The sequence below is a fragment of the Collimonas sp. OK307 genome, from assembly GCF_900113705.1.
GTDB lineage: Bacteria > Pseudomonadota > Gammaproteobacteria > Burkholderiales > Burkholderiaceae_D > Collimonas.
In genome coordinates this window covers 139,342-162,468 of sequence record NZ_FOQI01000007.1, presented here as the reverse complement: position 1 = coordinate 162,468, position 23,127 = coordinate 139,342, and the positions used below count along the sequence as shown (strand labels likewise).

At 57.0% G+C, this 23,127-nt stretch carries 18 protein-coding genes; 9 read left to right on the top strand and 9 right to left on the bottom strand.

All coding sequences use genetic code 11. The features are described from left to right. Positions 1–97 precede the first annotated feature (97 nt). A complete protein-coding gene (locus BM205_RS11465) occupies positions 98–1,480 on the bottom strand; it encodes a collagen-like triple helix repeat-containing protein (protein WP_092414632.1) in 1,383 nt (460 codons plus the stop codon). Between the two features lie 369 nt (positions 1,481–1,849). Between BM205_RS11465 and BM205_RS11460 the strand changes: the two genes are divergently transcribed. Continuing rightward, positions 1,850–2,764: a 5'-nucleotidase gene (locus BM205_RS11460; protein ID WP_092414631.1), complete on the top strand. Its 915-nt coding sequence runs from the start codon at positions 1,850–1,852 to the stop codon at positions 2,762–2,764. 25 nt (positions 2,765–2,789) lie between these two features. Here the strand turns inward: BM205_RS11460 and BM205_RS11455 are convergent, their stop codons facing one another. Both BM205_RS11455 and BM205_RS11450 read right to left on the bottom strand, forming a co-directional pair. After that, entirely contained in the window at positions 2,790–4,442 is a 1,653-nt protein-coding gene (locus tag BM205_RS11455) for a 3-(methylthio)propionyl-CoA ligase (RefSeq protein WP_092414630.1), read from the bottom strand. A 180-nt stretch (positions 4,443–4,622) separates the two neighbouring features. Further along, the gene (locus BM205_RS11450; protein WP_092414629.1) at positions 4,623–6,935 is read right to left on the bottom strand and encodes an NADP-dependent malic enzyme; all 2,313 of its coding nucleotides are present in this window, start codon (positions 6,933–6,935) and stop codon (positions 4,623–4,625) included. Positions 6,936–7,260: 325 nt separating this feature from the next. On the opposite strand from BM205_RS11450, the gene BM205_RS11445 reads away from it, so the two are divergent. Continuing rightward, a complete protein-coding gene (locus BM205_RS11445) occupies positions 7,261–8,439 on the top strand; it encodes an FAD-dependent oxidoreductase (protein WP_092414628.1) in 1,179 nt (392 codons plus the stop codon). 66 nt (positions 8,440–8,505) lie between these two features. On the opposite strand, the gene recQ is transcribed toward BM205_RS11445, so the two are convergent. From recQ to BM205_RS11420, 5 genes are all read right to left on the bottom strand, one after another. Beyond that, complete coding sequence (gene recQ / locus BM205_RS11440; RefSeq protein WP_092414627.1) at positions 8,506–10,353, bottom strand: DNA helicase RecQ; 1,848 nt, start codon at positions 10,351–10,353, stop codon at positions 8,506–8,508. A gap of 38 nt (positions 10,354–10,391) precedes the next feature. Continuing rightward, complete coding sequence (locus BM205_RS11435) at positions 10,392–11,264, bottom strand: undecaprenyl-diphosphate phosphatase (RefSeq protein WP_092414626.1); 873 nt, start codon at positions 11,262–11,264, stop codon at positions 10,392–10,394. Between the two features lie 78 nt (positions 11,265–11,342). Next, a complete protein-coding gene (locus BM205_RS11430; RefSeq protein ID WP_092414625.1) occupies positions 11,343–12,188 on the bottom strand; it encodes an undecaprenyl-diphosphate phosphatase in 846 nt (281 codons plus the stop codon). Between the two features lie 100 nt (positions 12,189–12,288). Beyond that, the gene (locus BM205_RS11425; RefSeq protein WP_092414624.1) at positions 12,289–12,861 is read right to left on the bottom strand and encodes a DUF1439 domain-containing protein; all 573 of its coding nucleotides are present in this window, start codon (positions 12,859–12,861) and stop codon (positions 12,289–12,291) included. 38 nt (positions 12,862–12,899) lie between these two features. Continuing rightward, entirely contained in the window at positions 12,900–13,154 is a 255-nt protein-coding gene (locus BM205_RS11420; RefSeq protein WP_092414701.1) for a YkgJ family cysteine cluster protein, read from the bottom strand. 241 nt (positions 13,155–13,395) lie between these two features. On the opposite strand from BM205_RS11420, the gene BM205_RS11415 reads away from it, so the two are divergent. The 6 genes from BM205_RS11415 to BM205_RS11390 all read left to right on the top strand — a co-directional run bounded on the left by BM205_RS11415 (position 13,396) and on the right by BM205_RS11390 (position 20,944). Next, the gene (locus BM205_RS11415) at positions 13,396–14,076 is read left to right on the top strand and encodes a TetR/AcrR family transcriptional regulator (protein WP_092414623.1); all 681 of its coding nucleotides are present in this window, start codon (positions 13,396–13,398) and stop codon (positions 14,074–14,076) included. Continuing rightward, positions 14,073–15,224 (top strand): efflux RND transporter periplasmic adaptor subunit, encoded by a 1,152-nt coding sequence (locus tag BM205_RS11410; protein WP_092414622.1) that lies wholly within the window; start codon positions 14,073–14,075, stop codon positions 15,222–15,224. The genes BM205_RS11415 and BM205_RS11410 overlap by 4 nt, the downstream gene beginning before the upstream one ends. 3 nt (positions 15,225–15,227) lie before the next feature. Next, positions 15,228–18,437: an efflux RND transporter permease subunit gene (locus BM205_RS11405; RefSeq protein WP_092414621.1), complete on the top strand. Its 3,210-nt coding sequence runs from the start codon at positions 15,228–15,230 to the stop codon at positions 18,435–18,437. Between the two features lie 152 nt (positions 18,438–18,589). After that, positions 18,590–19,249, top strand: a complete 660-nt coding sequence (locus BM205_RS11400) for a protein-L-isoaspartate O-methyltransferase family protein (protein WP_092414620.1) — start codon at positions 18,590–18,592, stop codon at positions 19,247–19,249. Between the two features lie 8 nt (positions 19,250–19,257). Beyond that, on the top strand, positions 19,258–19,581 hold the full coding sequence (locus BM205_RS11395; protein ID WP_092414619.1) for a rhodanese-like domain-containing protein: 324 nt from the start codon (positions 19,258–19,260) through the stop codon (positions 19,579–19,581). Positions 19,582–19,642: 61 nt separating this feature from the next. Beyond that, positions 19,643–20,944, top strand: coding sequence for a TolC family outer membrane protein (locus BM205_RS11390; RefSeq protein ID WP_092414618.1), 1,302 nt, complete (start codon positions 19,643–19,645; stop codon positions 20,942–20,944). Between the two features lie 15 nt (positions 20,945–20,959). On the opposite strand, the gene BM205_RS11385 is transcribed toward BM205_RS11390, so the two are convergent. Further along, entirely contained in the window at positions 20,960–21,604 is a 645-nt protein-coding gene (locus tag BM205_RS11385) for a TetR family transcriptional regulator (RefSeq protein ID WP_092414617.1), read from the bottom strand. A gap of 288 nt (positions 21,605–21,892) precedes the next feature. Between BM205_RS11385 and BM205_RS11380 the strand changes: the two genes are divergently transcribed. Then, positions 21,893–23,119: an efflux RND transporter periplasmic adaptor subunit gene (locus BM205_RS11380; RefSeq protein WP_092414616.1), complete on the top strand. Its 1,227-nt coding sequence runs from the start codon at positions 21,893–21,895 to the stop codon at positions 23,117–23,119. Positions 23,120–23,127: the final 8 nt, after the last annotated feature.

Below are 23,127 nucleotides of genomic sequence, written 5' to 3'. Positions count from 1 at the left end.
TCATTTCGCCTCCTCACGTCTTGACTGTTTAGCCTCTCTGCTAAACAAAAAAGGCCTTGGTCATGACCAAGGCCTTTTTTACAAACCACCATTCTGCTTATTTTTTAACCAAACCTCCCAACAAACCGCTCAGCAATCCAGGCGCTTGTCCACCACCAGCGGTGCCGCCAGTCCCGGCGGAAACCGATGAGGTCAATCCGGCTACCAAATTTGTCACAGGGGCCAGAGGACTGCTACCGCTTGCACCACCCGCAGCCCCGCTCAAAGTCCCTAACAAACCGGTGACTGGAGCCAGAGGACTGCTACCGCCTGCACCGCCCGCGGCGCCACCCAAAGTCCCTAACAGACCAGTGATTGGAGCCAGAGGACTGCTACCGCCTGCACCGCCTGCGGCACCACCCAAAGTCCCCAACAGACCAGTGATTGGAGCCAGAGGACCACTACCAGCGCCGGCTGCTGCACCGGTGAGGCTGCCAGTCAGGCCATTGATAGTACTAACCACTGGAGCCAGCGGTCCGACGAGAGCGCCAAGCAGCGCGTTGTCAACCGGTTGCAAGATGCCGCCGGTTTGATTTCCCAATAATGGCTGGCCGGTGCCGGTCACGCCGCTGACAGCCAGGCCGCCAACCAGATTACCAGTGTTGCTCACTACCGGGCCGAGATTGCTGACGACAGGAACGCCGGAATTAGTCAGGCCGCCCCCGACGCTGGCAACAGTGCCGCCAACCACACCCAGCAAAAGATTAGCCGGCTGGTTAAGCGCTGTGGTATTGCCAACGGTCTGGAGCAAGGTCCCTGCAGTGGTGGTCAAAGGCTCAATCGCAGTGCTCACCGCTTGCGTCACTTGTTGTACCGGACCGGTGGTCAATGCCGTAGTGAGCGTCGGCGCCACAGTGCCGGAGATGGTGTTGCCGATGGTGCTGACCAAACCGCCAACCGGTGCGGTTACCGGCGCCAAGGCGCTAAGCGGACCACTGCTGCCTAAGCTGGTGACTACCTGTCCTGTGCTATTCACTGTGGCGCCAACCTGCGCTACCACGCCGCCGGTACTACCGACTGTGATGCCCACCGGGTCCTGCGCCGTGCCAATTTGCCCCAGGCCGTTAGTCAAGCCGCCGCCGAGCACGGTGACGATACCGCTGGCATTGTCGATCACGCCAGTCAATGCAGTCTTGGTAGCCGGCGTGAGTGGCAACTGGCTGACTATCGTATTGCCGGCACCGTCAACCGCTGTGCCCACGCTCGATACGGTAGTGCCTACGTTCGAGATCAGATTGCTCGATGTAGCAGTCGGTGGTGTCGGAGGTGTCGGCGGTGTGACTGGGGGCGGGGTAGTCGGTGTGGTGCCGCCAGGACCGGTACCAGCTGAACTGCCGCCGGCGCCATCAGCATGTATGCCGCCGCCGCTGCCGCATCCGGCGAGCAATGCTGTCAGTAACATGGATGCTGCCAGCAATCCGCTTTTTTTTGATGCTTTCATGATCTATCTCCCTTTTTGATGACTCGGATAAAGCTATGCCTACTGTCTTTTCGCAAAGAGCGTGCCAGCCAGAAACGCCTTCGAAACAGCAATAGTTGCAGCTCGCCCAACACCATGAAAATGAGAAAAAGAACTTATAAATCAATGACTAACAGAAATCTTTACTCCTGGAACGATAACATTGCCGTGCCGGCCGCTGCGGCCTTTGACACGTAACATGTAACGTAACGCGAAGGAACAAAGCCGGCTTAATACGACGAATAAATTGCAAAAAACACCACATTACAAGCATGTCCCTGGCGATCCGTTAATAGTTGCCCCAACGCCTATAATGAGCGCTCTCGCTAATCGACATCAAGACTACCAACCATGCCGCAGTCCTTAGATAATTTGCTGGTAATCGGGATTTCATCCCGTGCGCTATTCGATCTGGAAACCGAAGAGGCGATCTTTCGGCAACAGGGACTGGAAGAATATCGTCGTCACCAGTTGCTCAATGAAGACCAGGTCCTCAAACCTGGCGCCGGGTTCGCCTTGGTAAAAGCGCTGCTGAAACTGAATCAGCTGACCGGCCAGCGTTTCGTCGAGGTTGTCGTGATGTCGCGTAATTCCAGCGAGACCTCGATGCGCATCTTCAACTCGATCAAGCATTACGGCCTCGACATTACGCGTGCCGTGCTGTCGGGGGGCGCTTCGTTGGCGCCGTATTTGCACGCTTTCAATGTCAGCCTGTTCTTGTCCTTGCATGAGGATGATGTCCAGGCTGCCGTGAATTCCGGCGTGGCGGCGGCGCTGCTGTATCAAAAACCGGAGAATGCACTGGAGGAGCTGGAGCAGATCCGTATCGCGTTTGATGGTGATGCCGTTATTTTTTCAGATGAATCGGAAAAAATTTATCAAACCGAGGGGATTGAAGCATTCGAGAAACACGAACGCGAGAACGCCATGCTGCCGTTGCCGCAAGGTCCGTTTGCGCGATTGTTGCTGGCGCTGTCGTATATCCAGAATAACTTCAAGAATCCGGATGGACACGCTGCGCCTATCCGTACCGCGCTGGTGACGGCGCGCTCGTCACCGGCCCATGAACGCGTGATTCGCACCTTGCGCGCCTGGGATGTGGCGATCGATGAAACCTTCTTCATGGGCGGTCTCGTCAAATCGGATGTGCTGGCCGCCTTCAAACCGCATATGTTTTTTGACGACCAGCCGGCGCATTGCGAGCGCGCCGCAGGCACGGTGCAAACCGGACGCGTGCCATGGAAACAGGCGGGAGAGCTGCAGTAAACCTGTCGGCCGCTACAACAATGCTTCAGGCAGTCGGCAAGACATATCCCTTGAACTGTTCCCGCAACTTGTTTTTCAATAGCTTGCCGGTAGCGCCGATCGGCAAGGCGTCGACAAAAGCCACATCATCCGGCGTCCACCATTTGGCGATCTTGCCTTCGAAAAATTCGAGCAGCTGTTCGCGACTCACTTCCATGCCCGGCTTCCTGACTACCACCAGCAATGGCCGTTCGTCCCACTTCGGATGAAACATTCCGATGCAGGCGGCCATTTGCACCGCCGGATGCGCCATCACGATATTTTCCAGGTCTATGCTGCTGATCCACTCGCCGCCTGACTTGATGACGTCCTTGCTGCGATCGGTTATCTGCATGTAACCGTCGGCATCGATGGTCGCCACGTCGCCGGTTGGGAACCAGCCGTCCTGCAGCAGCGCCCCGCCCTCATTCTTGAAATAGGTATCGACAACCCACGGCCCCTTGACCATCAGGTTGCCGTAAGTGACGCCATCCCACGGCAGTTCCTGGCCGGCGTCGTCGACAATTTTCATATCGACGCCGTAGATCGCGTGGCCCTGCTTTTGCAGCAGCAATTCCTGTTCTTCAAGAGGCAGGGATAAATGCCTGGTTTGCAGGCTGCCGGTGGTGCCCAGCGGCGACATCTCGGTCATGCCCCAGGCGTGCACCACATCTACGCCATAACGATGCCGCAAAGCCTTCATCATTGCTGGCGGACAGGCAGAACCGCCGATGATGGTGCGTCTGAAGCTGGAAAACTTCAGCTGATTTTGATCCATATAGTTCAGCAAGCCGAGCCAGACCGTCGGCACGCCTGCAGAAAAAGTGACTTGCTCTTGCTCGAACAGTTCGTAGAGGGATTTCCCATCCAGTCCGGGGCCGGGAAACACCATTTTCGCGCCGGTAATCGGTACCGCGTATGGCAAACCCCAGGCGTTGACATGAAACATCGGCACTACCGGCAACACGACGTCGCGCCCCGATATGTTCATGGTATCCGGCATGGTCGATGCCAGGGAATGCAATACGGTCGAGCGATGCGAGTACAGAGCACCCTTGGGATTGCCGGTGGTGCCCGAGGTATAACACAGGCTGGAGGCGGAATTCTCATCGAACAACGGCCAGCTGTACTCATCCGCGCTGGCTTCCAGCAAGGCTTCGTAGCACATCAGGTTGGGCAGCTTGCTGTCTTGCGGCAGATGCTCGGGGCCGCACATGGCGATGTAACCCTTGATGGTCTTGGCCAGCGGCGCCACCGCCTCCACCAACGGCAGGAAGCAGACATCGAACAGCAGGTATTGATCTTCGGCATGGTTGGCAATGTAGCCGATCAGGTCCGGATGCAGGCGCGGATTGATAGTGTGCAGCACCGCCCCCGAACCGGATACCGCGTAATACGCTTCCATATGTCGATAACCGTTCCATGCCAGCGTGGCAACCCGCTCGCCCATCTTCACTCCCAGCGTGCTCAAGGCATGGGCAAGCCGGCGCGCGCGGCGATGGCACTCACTGTAGGTGTAGCGATGGATATCTCCTTCAACTCGCCGCGAAACTATTTCGTTGCTGCCGAAATAGCGGTCTGCGTGCTGGAGAATGCTGGAAATGAGCAGCGGCTGGCTCATCATCTGTCCCATCAACGGGCTCTTGGGATACTGTGACATCGCATCTCCTGATATTGTAATAAATGCGTCTTTTTTAATGAAACAGCGCATTCACAATAATCCAGGGATGACATACATGTCAAAAACAAAAAAAAGCCCGACTTTACCGCCGGTCATTTGGCGTTAAAGTCGGGCCCTTCTATTCTTGCGTACTACCGATACTTATAACTTACCGGCGTCTTACCGTGCCGAAATCGCATCCACCACGCACAAGGCGGTCATGTTGACGATACGGCGCACCGTTGCCGATGGCGTCAGGATGTGGACCGGCTTGGCGCAACCCAACAGGATCGGGCCGACCGCCACGCCATTGCCGCAGGTGTTCTTGAGCAGGTTGTAGGCGATATTGGCAGCATCGATGTTCGGCATGACCAACAGGTTGGCATCGCCTTTCAACGACGAATCCGGCATCGTTTTTCTCAGCAGCTCGGCGTTCAGCGCGGTGTCGCCATGCATTTCGCCATCGACTTCCAGCTCCGGCGCCAATTCCTTGATGATTGCCAGGGCGTTCCGCATTTTCCGCGCAGAAGCGCTGTCGCTGGAACCGAAATTCGAATGCGACAGCAGGGCTGCGCGTGGCTTGATGCCGAAGCGCAGCATTTCTTCCGCTGCCAGGATCGTGATTTCCGCCAGTTGCTCGGCAGTCGGATCTTCGTTGACATGGGTATCGACCAATACCAGCTGGCGATCTGTCAGGATCAAGGCATTCATCGCGGCGTAGACATTCACACCTTCGCGGCGGCCCAGTACCTTGTCGATGTAGTTCAGATGCAGGCTGGTGGTGCCGTAAGTACCGCAGATCATGCCGTCGGCATCACCTTTGTGGATAGCCATCGAACCGATCAAGGTATGACGGCGGCGCATTTCCAGCTTGGCGTATTGCTCTGTCACGCCCTGGCGCTTGGTCATCGCCAGGAAGGTTTGCCAGTAATCGCGATAGCGGGCATCGAATTCCGGATTGATGACTTCAAAATCGACGCCGGCTTTCAGACGCAGGCCGAAACGCTCGATGCGCTGTTGCAGCACCGCTGGACGGCCAACCAGGATCGGCCGCGCCAGGTTTTCATCGACCACCACCTGCACTGCGCGCAGGACGCGTTCTTCTTCGCCTTCAGCGTAGACGATCCGCTTTTTCTCGGCCGCGGTCTTCTTGGCGACCTGGAACAACGGCCGCATGAAGGTGCCGCTGCGATAAACGAATTGCTGCAGCTTGTCGATATAAGCGTCCATATCCTTGATCGGACGGCTGGCGACGCCGGACGCTTCAGCGGCCTTGGCGACTGCCGGTGCAATCTTGATCATCAGACGCGGATCGAACGGCTTTGGAATGATGTATTCAGGTCCGAACGACAGATTGGCGATGCCGTAGGTAGTGGCAACGATGTCCGATTGTTCGGCTTGCGCCAGCTCGGCAATCGCATGCACCACCGCAATTTCCATCTCACGCGTGATAGTCGTGGCGCCGCAATCGAGCGCGCCGCGGAAAATGTAAGGGAAGCACAGAACGTTGTTAACCTGGTTCGGGTAGTCCGAACGGCCAGTCGCCATGACCGCATCATCGCGTACGGCCTTGACGTCTTCCGGCAGGATTTCAGGCGTCGGGTTAGCCAGCGCCAGCACCAGCGGCCGTGGCGCCATCGCCTTCACCATGTCTTGCTTGAGCACGCCGCCGGCCGACAGGCCGAGGAAAATGTCAGCGCCCGGGATCAGCTCGGCCAGGGTGCGTGCATCGGTCTCACGCGCGAAACGCAGCTTGTCCGGATCCATCAGTTCGACCCGGCCTTTGTAGACCACGCCAGCCAGATCGGTGACGAAAATATTTTCAATCGGGAAGCCGAGATCGACGATCAGATCCAGGCAGGCCAGTGCTGCGGCGCCTGCGCCGGAGACCACCAGCTTGCAGCTCTTGATGTCTTTGCCTACAACCTTCAGGCCATTCAGAATCGCCGCGCCGACGATGATAGCGGTACCGTGCTGGTCGTCATGGAAGACCGGGATCTTCATGCGGTCGCGCAATTTGCGCTCAATCTCGAAACACTCTGGCGCCTTGATGTCTTCCAGGTTGATACCGCCGAACGTCGGCTCCAGCGAGGCGATGATGTCGCACAGCTTTTCCGGATCGTGCTCGTTGATTTCGATATCGAAGACATCGATGCCGGCAAATTTCTTGAACAGCACGCCCTTGCCTTCCATCACCGGCTTCGATGCCAGCGGGCCGATATTGCCAAGGCCGAGAACGGCGGTGCCGTTAGTGATAACCGCAACCAGATTACCGCGTGCCGTGTAGCGGAATGCATTGGCCGGGTCGGCCACGATTTCTTCGCAAGCGGCAGCAACGCCGGGCGAATAAGCCAGCGCCAGATCGCGCTGGTTCGTCAACAGTTTGGTCGGGGTTACGCTTATTTTCCCGGGGGTTGGAAACTCGTGATACTCAAGCGCAGCTTGGCGCAATTGTTGGCGGAGCTCTTCTTTTTTATCGATCATCGAATCCATATGCCTCTGTCCCCAAGTCTTAACAAGTGAAAGTCTTTGATTTTATCAGACTGCTCGCCGTGAGCTATGCGAATTTCGCATTGTGAATGAGGATTTCACGCAATTATTAATAATAACTATCAATTAATTACAATCAATTTATTATTCATAATCGACAATATGCAGTGTTCACTGGGAATACCCGGAAAATGATCGAGATCAAGCCGGTAACACCGATGTTGTAATAAAATTGCCCCCCGCACGCATGACGGCGGCTTACCGCTCAATGCAGACAAGCTTGAAGACCGCTTTTTCATCACCGCCAACCACCCTCCAGGACATCCCCATGAAACCCATCATCATTATCGGCGCCGGCATGGCTGCCTACTCTCTGGCGCGCGAAGTGCGCAAGCTGGACAAGAGCGCCGAGCTACTGATCATTACGGCCGACGATGGCGGTTTCTATTCCAAGCCGATGCTTTCCAACGCCTTCGCCCAAAAGAAAGTGGCGGCGCAACTGATTTCGCAAAGCTCGGCGCAAATGGCGGAACAGATCGGCGCCAATATCATGACCAAAACCCGGGTCAACGGCATCGACACTGCACGCAAGGTAGTTGACACCAGCAACGGCGCTTTCGAATACCGGCAACTGGTGCTTGCCGTCGGCGCCCAGCCGATCCGGCTGAACCTCGCCGGCGACGCCAGCGACCGCGTGTTGTCCGTCAATCACATCGACGATTACGCTACCTTCCGCGCCAAGTTGCTGCCCGACCTGCAAGCATCGGCCCGCGTCGCGATTCTGGGCGCCGGTTTGATCGGTTGCGAATTTGCCGACGATCTTGCCGCGCACGGCCATGCGGTTACGCTGATCGATCCCAATCAATTGCCATTGGCAGCGCTGGCGCCGCAAGCTTTGTGCGAAGGCTTGCACGCAGCACTGACTGCGCGTGGCATCAACTTGCGACTTGGTACGACTGCCGCCAGCATCGACCATGCCGACGATGCAATCAAGATTACCCTGTCGAATGGCGAAGTGGTGGTTGCCGATGTGGTCTTGTCGGCCGTCGGCCTGCGTCCCGACCTGGCTCTGGCGCAAGTAGCGCAATTGGCCACCGGCCGCGGCATCATGGTCGATAGCCATGGCCGTACCAGCGCTGCCGACGTGTACGCGCTTGGCGATTGCGCCGAGTACTGCGTCGACCGTGAAGGCCGCACCAGCCCGTTGCCATACATCGCACCGATCCTTACCGCTGCGCGTGCGATTGCCAAGACATTGACTGGTGAAGATACCGAAATCGATCTGAAACATTCGCCGGTGATCGTCAAGACACCGAGTTATCCGCTGGCCCTGATACCGCCGCCACCGCACACGGTAACCGCCGGTCGCTGGGAAATCGAACTGGATGGCGCCACCACTATCTGCCGCTTCTTTGATGCGCAAGGTGTGATGGTAGGTTTTGGGGTTGCTCCGCAAGAAGCGAAAATCAGGCAAGCCCTGATGGCGGCTTTGGGTACGACTCCGTAAGTAGGTGGAGTGAGTTCACGCGTGGGCACAAAAGCGTGCCCACGCTACCTGGTTACAGTTGCAGCATCATGCAAACTCGGCAATCAGCTCCACAATTTCCGCGCCATAGGTTTCCAGCTTCTTCTCACCGACACCGCTGACACCGCGCAAGTCATCCAGGGAAGCTGGCTGCGCCTTGGCGATTTCACGCATGGTGGCATCGTGGAAGATGACGTAAGCGGGCACGTTGTGTTTGCGCGCAGTCTCGACCCGCCACCAGCGCAACTTCTCGAAAATCGCCTGTTCCAGCGTCGACAGATCCGTTTCGACATAGCCCTTCGGCTTGTTGCTGCTGCGTTTCTGCTTGACCGGTTTCTGGTATTCCCGCAACTGTACAGCTTGCTCGCCGCGCAGCACCGGCCGCGCCGCATCGGTCAGTTTGAGCGCGCTGTATGCCTCGTGGTCGACCGTGATCAGGCCAAGCGCAATCGACTGCCGCATGATCGCCCGCCACTCGGCTTCGCTGCGATCGCTGCCGATGCCAAACGTCGACAGTTGATCGTGACGCCATTGCTTGATCTTGTCGGAGTCTATGCCGCGCAAGACATCCATCACATGCATCGCGCCGAAGCGCTGGTCGACCCGGTAAATCGTCGACAGCAGCTTTTGCACCACCACCGTCGCATCGAATGACACCGGCGGGCTCATGCAGGTGTCGCAATTGCCGCAACGCTCCGAGCCCTGGCCGAAATAATCCAGCAAGCGCACGCGGCGGCAATGCAGGGTTTCACACAACCCCAGCATGGCATCCAGCTTGACGCCCAGCACCCGCTTGAAGACCTCGCCGGCTTCCGACTCGTCGATCATGCGCCGTTGCTGCACCACGTCTTGCAAACCGTACGCCATCCAGGCATTAGCGGGGCCGCCATCGCGGCCGGCGCGGCCGGTTTCCTGGTAATAACCTTCAATACTCTTGGGTAAATCCAGATGCGCGACGAACCGTACATCCGGTTTATCGATCCCCATGCCGAAGGCGATGGTGGCCACCATCACGATGCCGTCTTCACGCAGGAAGCGCCCTTGATTCTTGGTCCGTTGCGCGTAATCCATGCCGGCGTGATAGGGCAAGGCCTGGATCCCCTGCTGCCCCAGGAATTCAGCGGTTTCCTCAACCTTCTTGCGCGACAGGCAATACACGATGCCGGCATCGCCGCCATGTTCGCTTTGAATAAAATCGAGCAGCTGCTTGCGGCCGTTGGCTTTTTCAACAATCTGATAACGAATGTTGGGACGATCGAAGGAGGAAACGAAACGTGCGCCCTGCTCAAGTTGCAGGCGTAGCGCAATTTCTTCGCGGGTCTGCTGGTCGGCAGTGGCTGTCAGCGCAATCCGCGGCACGTCTGGAAAACGTTCGTGCAGGATCGACAGCTTGATATATTCGGGCCGGAAATCATGCCCCCATTGCGATACGCAATGCGCTTCATCAATCGCAAACAAGGCAATCTTGGAAGATTCCAGCAAATCCAGGCAACGCGGCGTCAGCAAACGTTCCGGCGCCACATACACCAGATCGAGATCGCCACTGCGCACGCGGCGCTCGATCTGCGATGCTTCTTCGTAGGTTTGCGTGGAATTCAGGAAAGCGGCGCGCACGCCGACTTCCGCCAGCGCATCAACCTGGTCTTGCATCAACGCGATCAGCGGCGACACCACCACTCCGACCCCATCCCGCAACAATGCCGGAATCTGGTAACACAGCGACTTGCCGCCACCGGTCGGCATCAGCACCAGCGCATCACCACCATTAGCCACATGACTGACAATCTCAGCCTGTTGGCCACGAAAAGATGGATAGCCGAATACCGTTTGCAGTATATGAAGTGCTTGCGGGTCGGAACTGGCGGATGCTTCTGCTGAATCTGGCGAATGTGGCATTAATTAATTACTTGATTGAGAAATCTTGTCTTATTGTCTTAGCTGAGGAAGCCGTTATGAACACCGATCAGGAGAAATACTCCCAAAGCGATGCGATAGACGATGAACGGCCAGGTTGAGAACTTCTCCAGGAATTTCATCAAACCCCAGATCGCACCAAAAGCCGAAATGCTGGCGATCACCAGGCCGAAGATCAGCAACATCCAGGTCTCCAGCGGCATATGCAAATGGAACAGCACCAGCAACTCTTTCAACCCGGCCAGCGCAATCGCAGGCAAACCGAGCAGGAAGGAGAAGCGCGCTGCTTCTTCACGCTTGAAATTAAGGAACAAGGCGGCAGTCAGCGTCGAACCGGAACGCGACACGCCAGGAATCAGCGCACCAACCTGCGCCAGGCCGACGATTACGGCATCGCGCATACGCATCTCGCCAACAGTGCGGCGATGACGGCAACTGAGTTCTGCGAGCGCCAGCAGCACGCCCATGGCGATACAGGCATAGCCGATCACACTCAGGCTGCGCAACGGCGAGCCGCAGGCGTTCAACACATGCGACAGGGACAGTCCTGCAATCCCGATCGGGATCGTCGCCACGATGATAGCCACACCGAGACGGAATGACGGACTGCTGAAATTGCGTTCACGTACCGCCGTGATGCTGCCGACAGTGACTTCGCGTATATCGCGCCAGAAATAACTGACCACGGCCGCCAGCGCCGCCAGTTGCATCGCTGCAGAAAAAGCGGAGCCGGGATCGTGCCAGCCGAGTATGGCTGGAACGATACGCATATGCGCGGTGGAAGAAATCGGCAATAACTCAGAGATCCCCTGAATCACGCCCAGAATCGCTACCTGTAAATAGTCTAGCGATGCAAACCCGATATCGGTACCAGCGGAACATACACTTGCCACAGCAATCTCCAGTTCAGGATTGAATAATTACAAATTTCAAAAAAACGATGACTCTTTTTCTACAGCCAGGATGCGCGCTCAATGCGTCCAGCTTACCCAACCGGTATATCCGGTAACAATCACCACCAGGCCAAACACAATCCGGTACCACGCAAACACGGTGAAATCATGGCTGCTGATATAACGCAACAACCAGCGCACGCACAGGAACGCCGAGACAAACGCCGCTGCAGTGCCGATCGAGAACAGCGGGATATCGGCCGCCGACAATAGCGCGCGATCTTTATATAGGGAATAAATGGTGGCGGCAAACAGGGTAGGAATTGCCAGGAAAAATGAAAACTCGGTAGCCGCCTTGCGTGACAGGCCGAACATCATGCCGCCGATAATCGTTGCGCCCGAACGGCTGGTGCCGGGAATCAGCGCGAACGCCTGGGCAATGCCGATCTTCAGCGCATCCAGCGCGCTCATGTCGTCCACAGATTCGACCCTGGCAACCCGATCACCGTTCTTGTTACGGCGCTCAACCCAGAGGATCACAAAGCCGCCGACAATCAGTGCGATCGCCACCGGCAAAGGTGCGAACAGTTTTTCCTTGATCATCTTGCTGAACAACAGCCCCAGTATCGCTGCCGGGATAAAAGCGATGATCAGGTTGATAACCAGTTTGCGCGCCTTGACATCGTTAGGCAGGCCGCGCAAGACCGCGGCGATACGGGCCCGGTATTCCCAGCACACGGCGAAAATCGCGCCGGCCTGGATGGCGATCTCGAACACTTCGGCTTTTTCACGCGTAATGTCGGCAGTAAAGTCCAGCAAGCTGCCGGCCAGAATCAGGTGACCGGTCGACGAGATAGGCAAAAACTCGGTGAAACCTTCGACCAGGCCCATGATGAGCACTTTTAACGCGAGAACAATATCCATGTAGTGTGGGAGTAAAAAAGTGAAAGGAAATCAGGCTCCGGGCCGAATGATACCGCCCCGGCCATTGTAAAGTTGCTGGATATTTCTTAAAAACAGCCCGCTATTTTACCGGTTCAAAGGTAACCACCAGGTTTTCGGGCCTGGTGCCGATTCTTGTCGGCATGAAAGCGACGCCGGCATAACGTAAATCTTCCGGCTTGAAGGTATACAACGGGACGTTGGCCAGCAACTGATGCGCCAGCAAATTACCTATCTGCGTTACTTGTGCGGCGTAGGTATTGTCGAGGCCGTCCAGCACCAGGCTGTCCAGCTTGGGCTCCTGCAGCGTCACGGCGCTGTGCGGATTATCCAGGGTCAGTACGCCCGAGACCGCCATCTTGCCGCTCCATGATTTCCCTAGCAAGGGCATGGTGAGAGTCACGTCTGTGACCATCGACAAGCGATTCTGCTCAGGCGGCAAGCTCAGCTGGGCCTTGTTGGCGGTAATCTCGAACAGGCCCAGGTAACGTTGCGAAAACGGCAAGTGCTTGTCGACTGATTGCTGCAATTTAGTCAACGGAAATTCGACATCGCGCGGTCCGATAAGGGCGGCACATGACGATAAGAGCAGCGTAACGATTAGCGCCAACAACGCCGGCATGACCTTGCTGGAAGTAAAGTTTTTAGATTGCATTCGAATTTTTCCTTTTTTTGCCGATCATCAGACTGACCCTACACAGCGGTCAATCGTTCCAGCGTTGCCAAGTAATGCATCGCATGCGCTTGGGAATTGCCGCACATATCCAATGCGGGCTGCAGGCTGGCGCAAACGGCGGGACGATCGGGACTGCCGAAAATCCGGCAGAGATTGGCCTGGTCCAGCTGGATACAACGGACGCCAGCCGGCTTGCCGTCGGGCATGCCAGGAATCGGCGACGAGATCGACGGCGCGGTGCAACAGGCGCCGCAATCGGGGCGACAAGAAATGCCAGCTTCGCTCACATCTGCACTCACGCCGTAACCTCGATAATTAGTGTGTATTTTGAAAACATTTTACGATCTATGGCACTGCAAATTGAACCGAAGGCCAGATTCTACTTGCAATCACCTCCGCTACCCTCAAGTCCAAGCCCGTTCAACCGGCTTTCTTGACACCCCCACGGTTGCCGCTTACATTACTGACTCCAAAGTCAGTTAATAACCAACCTGGTAGACAGCCCAAGCATTCATGAATTGCCCTTTCAGCTCCAAACCCCGTTGGGCTCGACGCAAAGAAGCCCGTCCGCAGGAATTGCTGGCGGCCGCGCTGGATTTATTTGTCGAACGCGGATTTGCCGCCACCCGATTGGGCGACGTTGCGGCCCGGGCTGGCGTCTCCAAAGGAACGCTGTACCTGTACTTTGAGAACAAGGAAGAATTGTTCAAGGCGGTGGTGCGTGAAAACATGCTGCCGCTGCTAGATGAAGCCGACGACATCATCGGCAGCTACGACGGCTCCAGTGCCGATCTGTTCCGCCACATCATCCTGGTCTGGTGGGAGCGTATCGGCGCCACCAAACTGACCGGGATTACCAAACTGATGATGGCCGAATCGGGCAATTTCCCCGAACTGGCAGCCTTCCATCGCGAAGAAATCAGCATGCGCGGCGACGCCATGCTGGTGCGCCTGCTACAGCGTGGCATCGAGCGCGGCGAATTTCGTGCGATCGACGTCCACCAGACCGCCAATGTACTGGTCGCACCGGTGATCATGCTGATGATGTGGCAGCAACCTCTCAACCCCTGCCACGTCGAAGCGGTCAACCCGGAAACTTATCTGAGCAGTTTTATCGACCTCTGCCTGCATGGCTTGCTGAGCCAGCCAACCCGGCAACCAACCCAGCCAACATCTGTTCCAGCTGCTCGATGACTACGCAGAGACGACATAAACTCTGGATCGCCATCGCTGTTGTCGGTATTGCAGCAGTGCTGGGTGCCGCTTTCCTGGCGCAACGCAAGCCGCCACTGCCGGCGCCGCAAAAAACCGCGCCCCCCAGCCTGGAATTCCTGGCGAGCGATGTGATGCAGGTGGCGCCACACGATCTGCGCGAGATCTTGACGCTTTCGGGTGCCCTGCGCGCGGTCAATCAGGCCCAGGTCAAAGCCAGGGTCAGCGGTGAAGTACGGGAAGTACTGGTAAGGGAAGGTGCAAGCGTCAGCAGCGGCCAGGTCATCGTCAAGATGGACACCAGCGAATATCAGGCACGCGTCAATCAGGCGCTGGGATCGCAAGTAGCAGCGCAGGGCCAGCTCGATATCGCCAGCAAGACCCGCGCCAACAACAAGGTTCTGGTGGAAAAAGGCTTCATTTCGAAAAATGCCTTCGACAACGCCGCCAGCCAGTATGACATCGCTAAAGCAAACGTCGACTCCGCCAACGGTGCACTGGATGTAGCGCGCAAGGCGTTGTCGGATACGGTTATCCGGGCACCGATCAGCGGCTTGATCAGCCGCCGTTCGGTGGAACCTGGAGAGAAGGTATCGCCCGACAATAACCTGCTGGAAATCGTCGATTTGCGGCAAATGGAAATGGCGGCCGCGGTACCGACCTCGAACATCCTGAGCGTGGCTCTGGGCCAGGAAGTCCGGTTGACGCTGGGCGGTTTACCCGCCCCGGTGGTCGGCAAGGTGGTCCGCATCAATCCATCGATTGAAACCGGTTCGCGCTCGATCATGGTGTATATCCAGATCGACAATCCGCAGGGCTTGCTACGGGCTGGCATGTTTGGCGAAGCGCAGCTAACCCTGTCGCGGAAAAACGGCGTGCTGACTGCGCCGCAATCGGCAATCCAGAGCGACGCCAGCGACCACTACGTATATCTCATAGAAAACGGCAAGGTGCAGCGCCGCAGCGTCACTTTGGGGTTGCGCGGCAGCGACGGCGATAGCAGCAATGCAGTGGAAATCCTGAGCGGCGTCAGCAACGGCGCCCGCATCGTCAAGGTGAATCTCGGTAATCTGCCGGACGGCGCCAGCGTCAAGGTACTTGCCGCCAAACCCGCCGGCAGCCAGGGCTAAGCCATGTGGTTCACGCGCATCAGCATTGGCAATCCGGTACTGGCCACCATGATGATGATGGCCTTTGTGGTGCTGGGGCTGTTTTCCTACGACCGGTTACGGGTGGACCAGTTTCCAGACATCACGTTCCCGGTGGTGGTGGTGCAAACCTTGTATCCCGGCGCCTCGCCGGAAACGGTGGAATCGGATGTCAGCCGCCCGATTGAAGAAGCGGTCAACACCATCAATGGCATCGATACCCTGACATCGCGCTCGTATGAAGGGCAGTCGGTGGTCATCGTTCAATTCAACCTGAATGTCGATCCGACCCAAGGTGCGCAGGATGTGCGGGAAAAAGTGGCGGCGGTCAAAGCCGCCTTTCGCAAGGAGATCAAGGAACCGCTGATCACGCGCTACGATCCGGCCGATGCGCCGATCTTTTCGATCTCCGTCACCAATGATCCCAAAGCCAAGCCGCGCGACTTGCGCGAACTGACTACCATCGCCGATCAAATCGTCAAGAAGCGCCTGGAGAATGTGCGTGGCGTCGGTTCGGTGACGCTGGTGGGCGGAGTCAAGCGGCAAATCAATATCTACGTCAAACCGGTGGAGATGGAATCGCTGGGGATTGGCATCAACCAAGTCGAAGATGCAATTCGAAATGAAAATCAAGAACTGCCGACCGGTGCGATCCGCAGCACCGACAGCGAAAAGGTGGTGCAAGTCTTGGGCAAGTTCAAGGATCCGCAGCACTTCAACGATATCGTGGTGGCGATACGCGGCGGCCAGAGTGTCAAGCTGTCGCAAATCGCCACCGTGGTCGATGGCCAGGAAGAGCAGGAGAACCTGGCGCTCTACAACGGCCAGCGCACTCTGGCGCTGGATATCCTGAAGGCACAAGGACAAAACACGATCGAAGTGGCGGATGGCTTGATGCAGGCCATGCAAGAGCTGCAAACTACCATGCAGACCCTGCATCCCGGCGTCAAGATCCAGGCCATCCAGGATGGCTCGCGGCAAATCCGGGTCGGCGTCCACAATGTCCGGCAAACCTTGCTGGAAGGCGCTGCACTGACGATCCTGATCGTATTCCTGTTCCTCAATTCCTGGCGCTCGACCATCATCACCGGGCTGACCTTGCCAGTGGCGTTGATCGGCACGTTCCTGTTCATGAACATGTTCGGCTTCACCATCAACATGATTACGCTGATGGCGTTGTCGCTGTGCGTCGGCTTGCTGATCGACGACGCTATCGTGGTGCGTGAAAATATCGTGCGCCATGCCGGCATGAAACTTAACGGCCGCTTCAAGAGCCACAAACTGGCGGCGCTCGACGGCACCGCCGAAATCGGCCTGGCGGTATTGGCCACCACCTTTTCCATCGTCGCCGTGTTCTTGCCGGTCGGCTTCATGGGCGGCATCATTGGACGCTTCTTCCACCAGTTCGGCATCACGGTGACGGCGGCGGTATTGATCTCCATGTTTGTTTCGTTCACGCTGGATCCGATGCTGTCTTCCATCTGGCCCGATCCGGCACTGCATACCGATGCCGCCGGCCACAAGCAACGCCGTGGCGTCTACGCCAACACCATCGGCCGTGTGCTGGAAGTGTTCGAGCGCCTGGTGCAATGGTTGTCGGACGGTTACCAGGTGCTGCTCAAATGGTCTCTCGGACATCGTAAAATGACGGTAGGAATTGCCATACTGGCTTTCGTCGCCGGCCTGGCGCTGCCGGCGGCCGGACTGGTCGGCACGGAGTTTATTCCGAATGCCGATTACTCCGAAAGCGGCGTCACATTCTATACGCCGGTCGGCTCTTCACTGGAGCTGACTGAAACCAAGGTCCATCAGGTCGAAAGCATACTGCGCGAATTCCCCGAAGTGCAGGATATCTACAGCACCGTCAATACCGGCGCATCGCAGGGTAAAAATTACGCTTCCATCTTTATCCGCCTGACCCCGCGCCAGCAGCGCAAACGCAGCAATGCCGAATTGACGCCGTTGCTGCGCCAGCGCCTGTCACAGGTGGCAGGCATCACCGTGACCCAGGTTGGATCGCTGGCGGCGGTTGGCGGCGATAGCAAGCAGATACGGCTGAGCCTGCTCGGCCACGACCTGAAAGAACTGGAACGCTTGTCGGCCGAAGCGCAGCGCCGCATGCGAGCGGTGCCTGGCCTGGTGGATCTCGACTCCAGCCTGAAAGACAACAAACCCAACATCGCGGTGACGCCGAAACGCGATATCGGCGCCGACCTCGGTATCGGCGTGGCGCAAATCGGCAACGCCTTGCGCCCCCTGCTGGCCGGTGAAGCGGTCAGCAGCTGGCGCGGCCCGGACGATGAAAATTACGATGTCAACGTGCGCCTGGCGCCGTCCGACCGTAATGCCAGCGAAGATTTATCGCGCCTGATGCTAGCCAGCACCCAGCTCAACAGCGACGGCTCGGCCAAGATGGTGCCGTTGCGCCAGGTTGCCGACATCGCCGCATCCACCGGCGCCAACCAGATCAACCGGCGCGACCTGAATCGCGAGATCGAGTTGTCTGCCGACGCGGTCGGCCGTTCCGCCGGCCAGGTCAATGCCGACGTCAAAACGGCGCTCGACGGCATGCACTGGCCCGCCGGCTATCGTTATCAGGTGGGAGGCACCACCAAGAGCATGCAGGAATCGTTTAACTACGCGTTGGCCGCCTTGGGGCTGGCGATCATTTTCATTTACATGATCCTGGCTTCGCAATTTGCCAGCTTCTTGCAACCGCTGGCGATCATGTCGGCGCTGCCGCTGACCTTGATCGGCGTGTTCCTGGCGTTGATGATTTTCCGCTCCACCCTGAACATGTTTTCCATCATCGGCTTCATCATGCTGATGGGCCTGGTGACCAAGAATGCGATTTTGCTGGTCGATTTCGCCAACCAGGCGCGTAAAGCCGGCGCCGAACGCGGTGCCGCCCTGCTGGAGGCGGCGCACGTGCGCCTGCGCCCTATCCTGATGACGACGCTGGCGATGGTGTTCGGCATGGTGCCGCTGGCCTTTGGCGTGGCCGAAGGCTCCGAACAGCGCGCGCCAATGGGACAGGCTGTCATCGGCGGGATTATCACTTCGTCACTATTGACGCTGGTGGTGGTGCCGGTGATGTATACCTATCTGGATGATTTCGGCAGTTGGGTCAAACGCAAGTGGCGAGGCAATACCGTTGTAACCGATGTCGATGAGGACGGGCAGCAGCTGTCTTAAGACTGGCTTTGAGATCCGTCTTGAAAGCCCGTATTAACAACAATCGCCGGCGGCATAGCCTGGGATTGCTGTATTTGCCGTACCGCGCAATAGGTTTTTGAGGGTGGCCTTTGATAGAATGAGCCCTTTATTTTCACTACCGAGCCTTAACCATGAATATCGAACAAGCCCGCTTCAACATGATCGAACAGCAAATTCGCCCTTGGAATGTGCTGGACCTGGACGTCCTGGAACTGCTGACGGTAGTACGGCGCGAAGAATTCGTCCCTGCCGCCTACAAGAGCCTGGCATTTTCCGACACTGAGATCCCGTTGCCAGGCGGCGAAAGCATGCTGGCGCCTAAGGTTGAAGCACGCCTGTTGCAAGAAGCTGCCGTAAAGAAACATGAGCAAGTGCTGGAAATCGGCTCTGGCTCCGGTTACATGGCCGCGTTGCTGTGCTACAAGGCGCGCCATGTTACGACGGTTGAAATCGATCCCGAGCTGAAAACCTTGGCAGCAAAGAACCTGGCTGCGTACGGCATCACCAATGTCGAGGTTGCACTTGGCAGCGGCGCCCAGGGTTGGGACCAAAGCGAAACCAAAACCTACGACGTGATCGTGATCTCCGGTTCGCTCTCCACGCTGCCGGACGCTTTCCTGAAGCAGCTCAATGTCGGCGGCCGGATTGTGGCAATCCTCGGCGACGCACCGGTGATGACTGCACAAATCATTACCCGTACTTCGGACAATAGCTACAGCACCCGTCAACTGTTTGAAACCGATGTCAAGCCGTTGCGTGACGCCGCTGTTCACTCCAACTTCAAGTTCTAAGCCAATCTATGCAACATCTCACTGCCTCAGAGCTGGCCGCCTGGATCGCCGATCCGCAACGTCCGACGCCGTTGTTGCTGGACGTGCGCGAACCTTGGGAATACGAGACTTGCCATATAGATGCAGCACGGCTGATGCCGATGCAAACCGTGCCCGCGCATTTGAACGACCTGGAAGAAGATCAGGCAATCGTCTGCATCTGCCATCACGGTGCGCGCAGCATGCAGGTCGCGGCATTTCTCGAGCGTCAGGGGTTTTCTGCCGTCAGCAACCTGACCGGCGGCGTCCATGCCTGGGCGCAGCAGGTCGATCCAGGCATGCCGACCTACTAGACATCCCGATATCGCTATTTAGATAAATGCACCGACCTGCCGCACTGCTCCGGAGAATGTAATGCGCAATACCCTGATGGTTTCGTTGGTCGCCAGTGCATTGCTGGCCGTGAATGCGCACGCAGTCGATCTGGTCCAGACCTTTCAGCAAGCGCTGGCCAACGATCCCGTGTATACCAGCGCACGCTATGAACTGAGCGCCAACAACGAAGCTGGCGTACAAGGCCGCGCCAGCCTGTTGCCGACGGTCGGCTTCGGTGGCAATTACAACCGCGCCGGAGAATCCTGGAGCACCATCACCAACAACTACAGCCTGCAGCTGACCCAGCCGCTGTTTCGTCCGGCTTATTGGCAGCAGTACCAGGAAGGCAAATTATCGGTGGCCGCCGGTGAAGTCAGGTTTGCCCAGGCTCAACAGGATTTGATATTGCGCGTCAGCCAGGCCTATTTTGATATCTTGACGGCGCAGGACGTTTTGGCATCCCTGCAGGCCCAGGAAAGTGCGATTGCCGAGCAACTGGCTTCCGCCAAACGTAATTTCGACGTCGGCACCGCGACCATTACCGACACCAACGAGGCGCAAGCCAGCTACGACCTGGTGGTCGCGCAGGAAATCGCGGCCCGGAACAACCTGGAAGTCGCCCGCAATGTGCTGCAGCAGATTATCGGCAAGCCGCCGGCGCCGCTGGCGACCTTGCGCCCCGGCGTCCAGCTCAGCGCGCCGCAGCCGGCTGCGATTGAAAGCTGGGTTAGCAGCGCTGAACAACAGAATTTCGGTGTGATCGGCCAGGGAATAGCGGTGGATATCGCGAAGCATGAGATCAAGAAGAGCCGTTCCGGCCATCTGCCTACGGTCGATCTGGTGGCCAGCCGCGCGCATTCGGATGTCAGCGGCAGTCCTATTCCTTTTTACAATATCTCGCAAATGTCCAACTCGATCGGCGTGCAATGGACCATTCCGTTGTATGCCGGCGGCGCAGTCAACAGCAGCGTGCGCCAGGCAGTGGCATTGGAAGATAAAGCACGTTCCGATCTTGAAAATGCGCGCAGGACTGCAGCGCTGAATGCGCGCCAGGCCTATCTCGGCGTCAATAGCGGATTGGCGCAGATCAAGGCGTTTGAGGCTGCCGAGATTTCCAGCCAGTCATCGCTGGATTCCAATCGCCTTGGCTATCAGGTTGGCGTGCGCATCAATATCGACGTGCTGAACGCGCAACAGCAGCTGTATTCCACCCGCAGGGATTTGGCAAAGGCGCGTTACGACACGCTGATGAATGGCCTGAAACTCAAGTCCGCAGTGGGGACATTGAAAGAAGAAGACCTGCAGCAAGTCAATGGCTTGCTGGTGCCGGCAGTCTATTGAGCCAAGCTTCGTTATTCAGGTTTCGTTATTTTTAAGCAAATACGGCGAAGTCTTGAACATGTGGATGCAGTTATCGACCACTTTCGAGACATTTCCCGCGAGATCGAAGCTGTGTGGACTGAAGGTCCAGTTGCTCAGTATGCCGACCAGCAGTCCCTGCACCATGACCGCGGCCAGGACCGGATCCAGTTCGCGCGGCAACTGCCCTTTCGCAACTGCAAATCGCAACAAGCGTTCTATATCAGTACGGCCCTGTAAAAAACATTCGTGCTGGCGGATAAAAATTGGATCTTCCGGATCAACCAGTTCACACTTGTGCAAAACGATTTCAAACACCTTGCGCGACTGTGAATTCAGCGTCGCTTCCTGCAAGGCAAACAAACATCTGTTGCGAAACTGGTTTAAGGGATCGTGTGCATTTTCGTCGGCGGTTTTTTCAATCATCGCTTCCATCGGCAAGCGCACCCGCTCGCACATGGCATCGAATAAATCGCTCTTGTTCTTGAAGTGCCAATAGATAGCGCCGCGCGTAACGTCGGCGGCAGCGGCAACATCGGCCAGCGTGGTACGCGATACGCCGTTCTGGTGAAACACCTCCGCGGCGGCATCAAGGATGCGGCCACGGGTTTCCAGTGCTTCTTCTTTTGTACTTCTAGCCATTTTGAGCTGACCTCCAAACTGATACGGTGCTGTGCATGGTCGTTGTGCATTTGCAGCAAATAATTAAATAAATAATCAAACAGCAACAAAGCGCAACATATGCAAAGCACATACATTCATGCATGTATGTATAATAGCAGCATTCCGGCTGTTCCACCCGCTTTCTGGCAACGCATCCGGTGCAACAAAGCAATTACTTATATATCCTATGTCAATTCCAGAAGCAGAGTTACCTGTCAGATTTGCAGTCTTTCCTCAGACTTTCTTCAATTACCGTGCGAGAATTTTATGAATTCAGTTAGCTCCATCAATCGTCTCACGCGTATCACCCTGGCTATCGCGGTATTGTCCGCTGTCGCTGCCTGTGGCAAAAAGCCAGATGCCCAGGGCGCGCCTCCGCCACCAGGTGTTTCCTTCATCACTGTTGCGCCAGAACGCCTGGCTCTCACAACTGAACTACCGGGTCGCCTGGAAGCGACACGCATCGCCGAAATTCGCGCGCGTACCGCCGGCATCATACTCAAACGCAGCTTCCGCGAAGGCAGCGACGTCAAGTCTGGCGAAGTCCTGTACCGCATCGACCCGGCGCCAATGCAAGCGGCGTACGAGAGCGCGCAGGCGACGCTGGCCAGAGCCGAAGCAAATCTGACGACTGCAACCCTGAAAGCACAGCGTTATAAACCGTTGGTGGATGTCAATGCAGTCAGCAAGCAAGAGTACGACGACACTGTTGCAGCGCAAAAGCAAGCTGCCGCTGATGTGGCGTCCGCCAAAGCCGCACGTCAGACCGCCAGCCTCAATCTGGGCTATGCCACTGTAACCTCGCCGATTTCCGGCCGTATCGGCAAGGCCCTGGTTACTGAGGGTGCACTGGTTGGACAAGGCGAAGCAACCCAGCTGGCCACCGTGCAGCAAATCGATCCGATCTACGTCAACCTGACCCAGTCCAGCACTGACATTCTCAAATTGCAGCAAGCAATGAAGAGCGGCCAGTTGCAAAGCGCCGGTCAAAGCCAGGCTAAGGTGACACTGAAGACTGAAGATGGCAGCACTTATCCGCAATCGGGGAAATTGCTGTTTTCCGATTTGACGGTCGACCCGACCACTGGTTCGGTCACCTTGCGCGCCGAGTTTCCTAATCCTGACCACAGCCTGTTGCCCGGCATGTATGTACGCGCCAAGCTGGAGCAAGCAGTGAACGACTCTGCCCTGACAGTACCGCAACAAGCAGTCCAGCGCGACCTTAACGGTTCCTCGGTGTTTGTGATCGGCGCCGACAACAAGGTGGCAGTACGGCCGGTAAAAGCCGATACGGCACAGGGTGATAAATGGATCGTCACCGATGGTTTGAAGAGCGGCGATAAAGTGATCGTCGATGGTTTGCAAAAAGTCAAACCGGGCGCTGTAGTTAAACCGTCGCCATGGAATCCGACTGCTGCTGCCGCACCAGCTGCTGCACCGGCTGCTGCAAGCACCGGCGCCAGCGCCGCCGCAGCTGCCTCAACTGCTAAATAAGGAGCCTA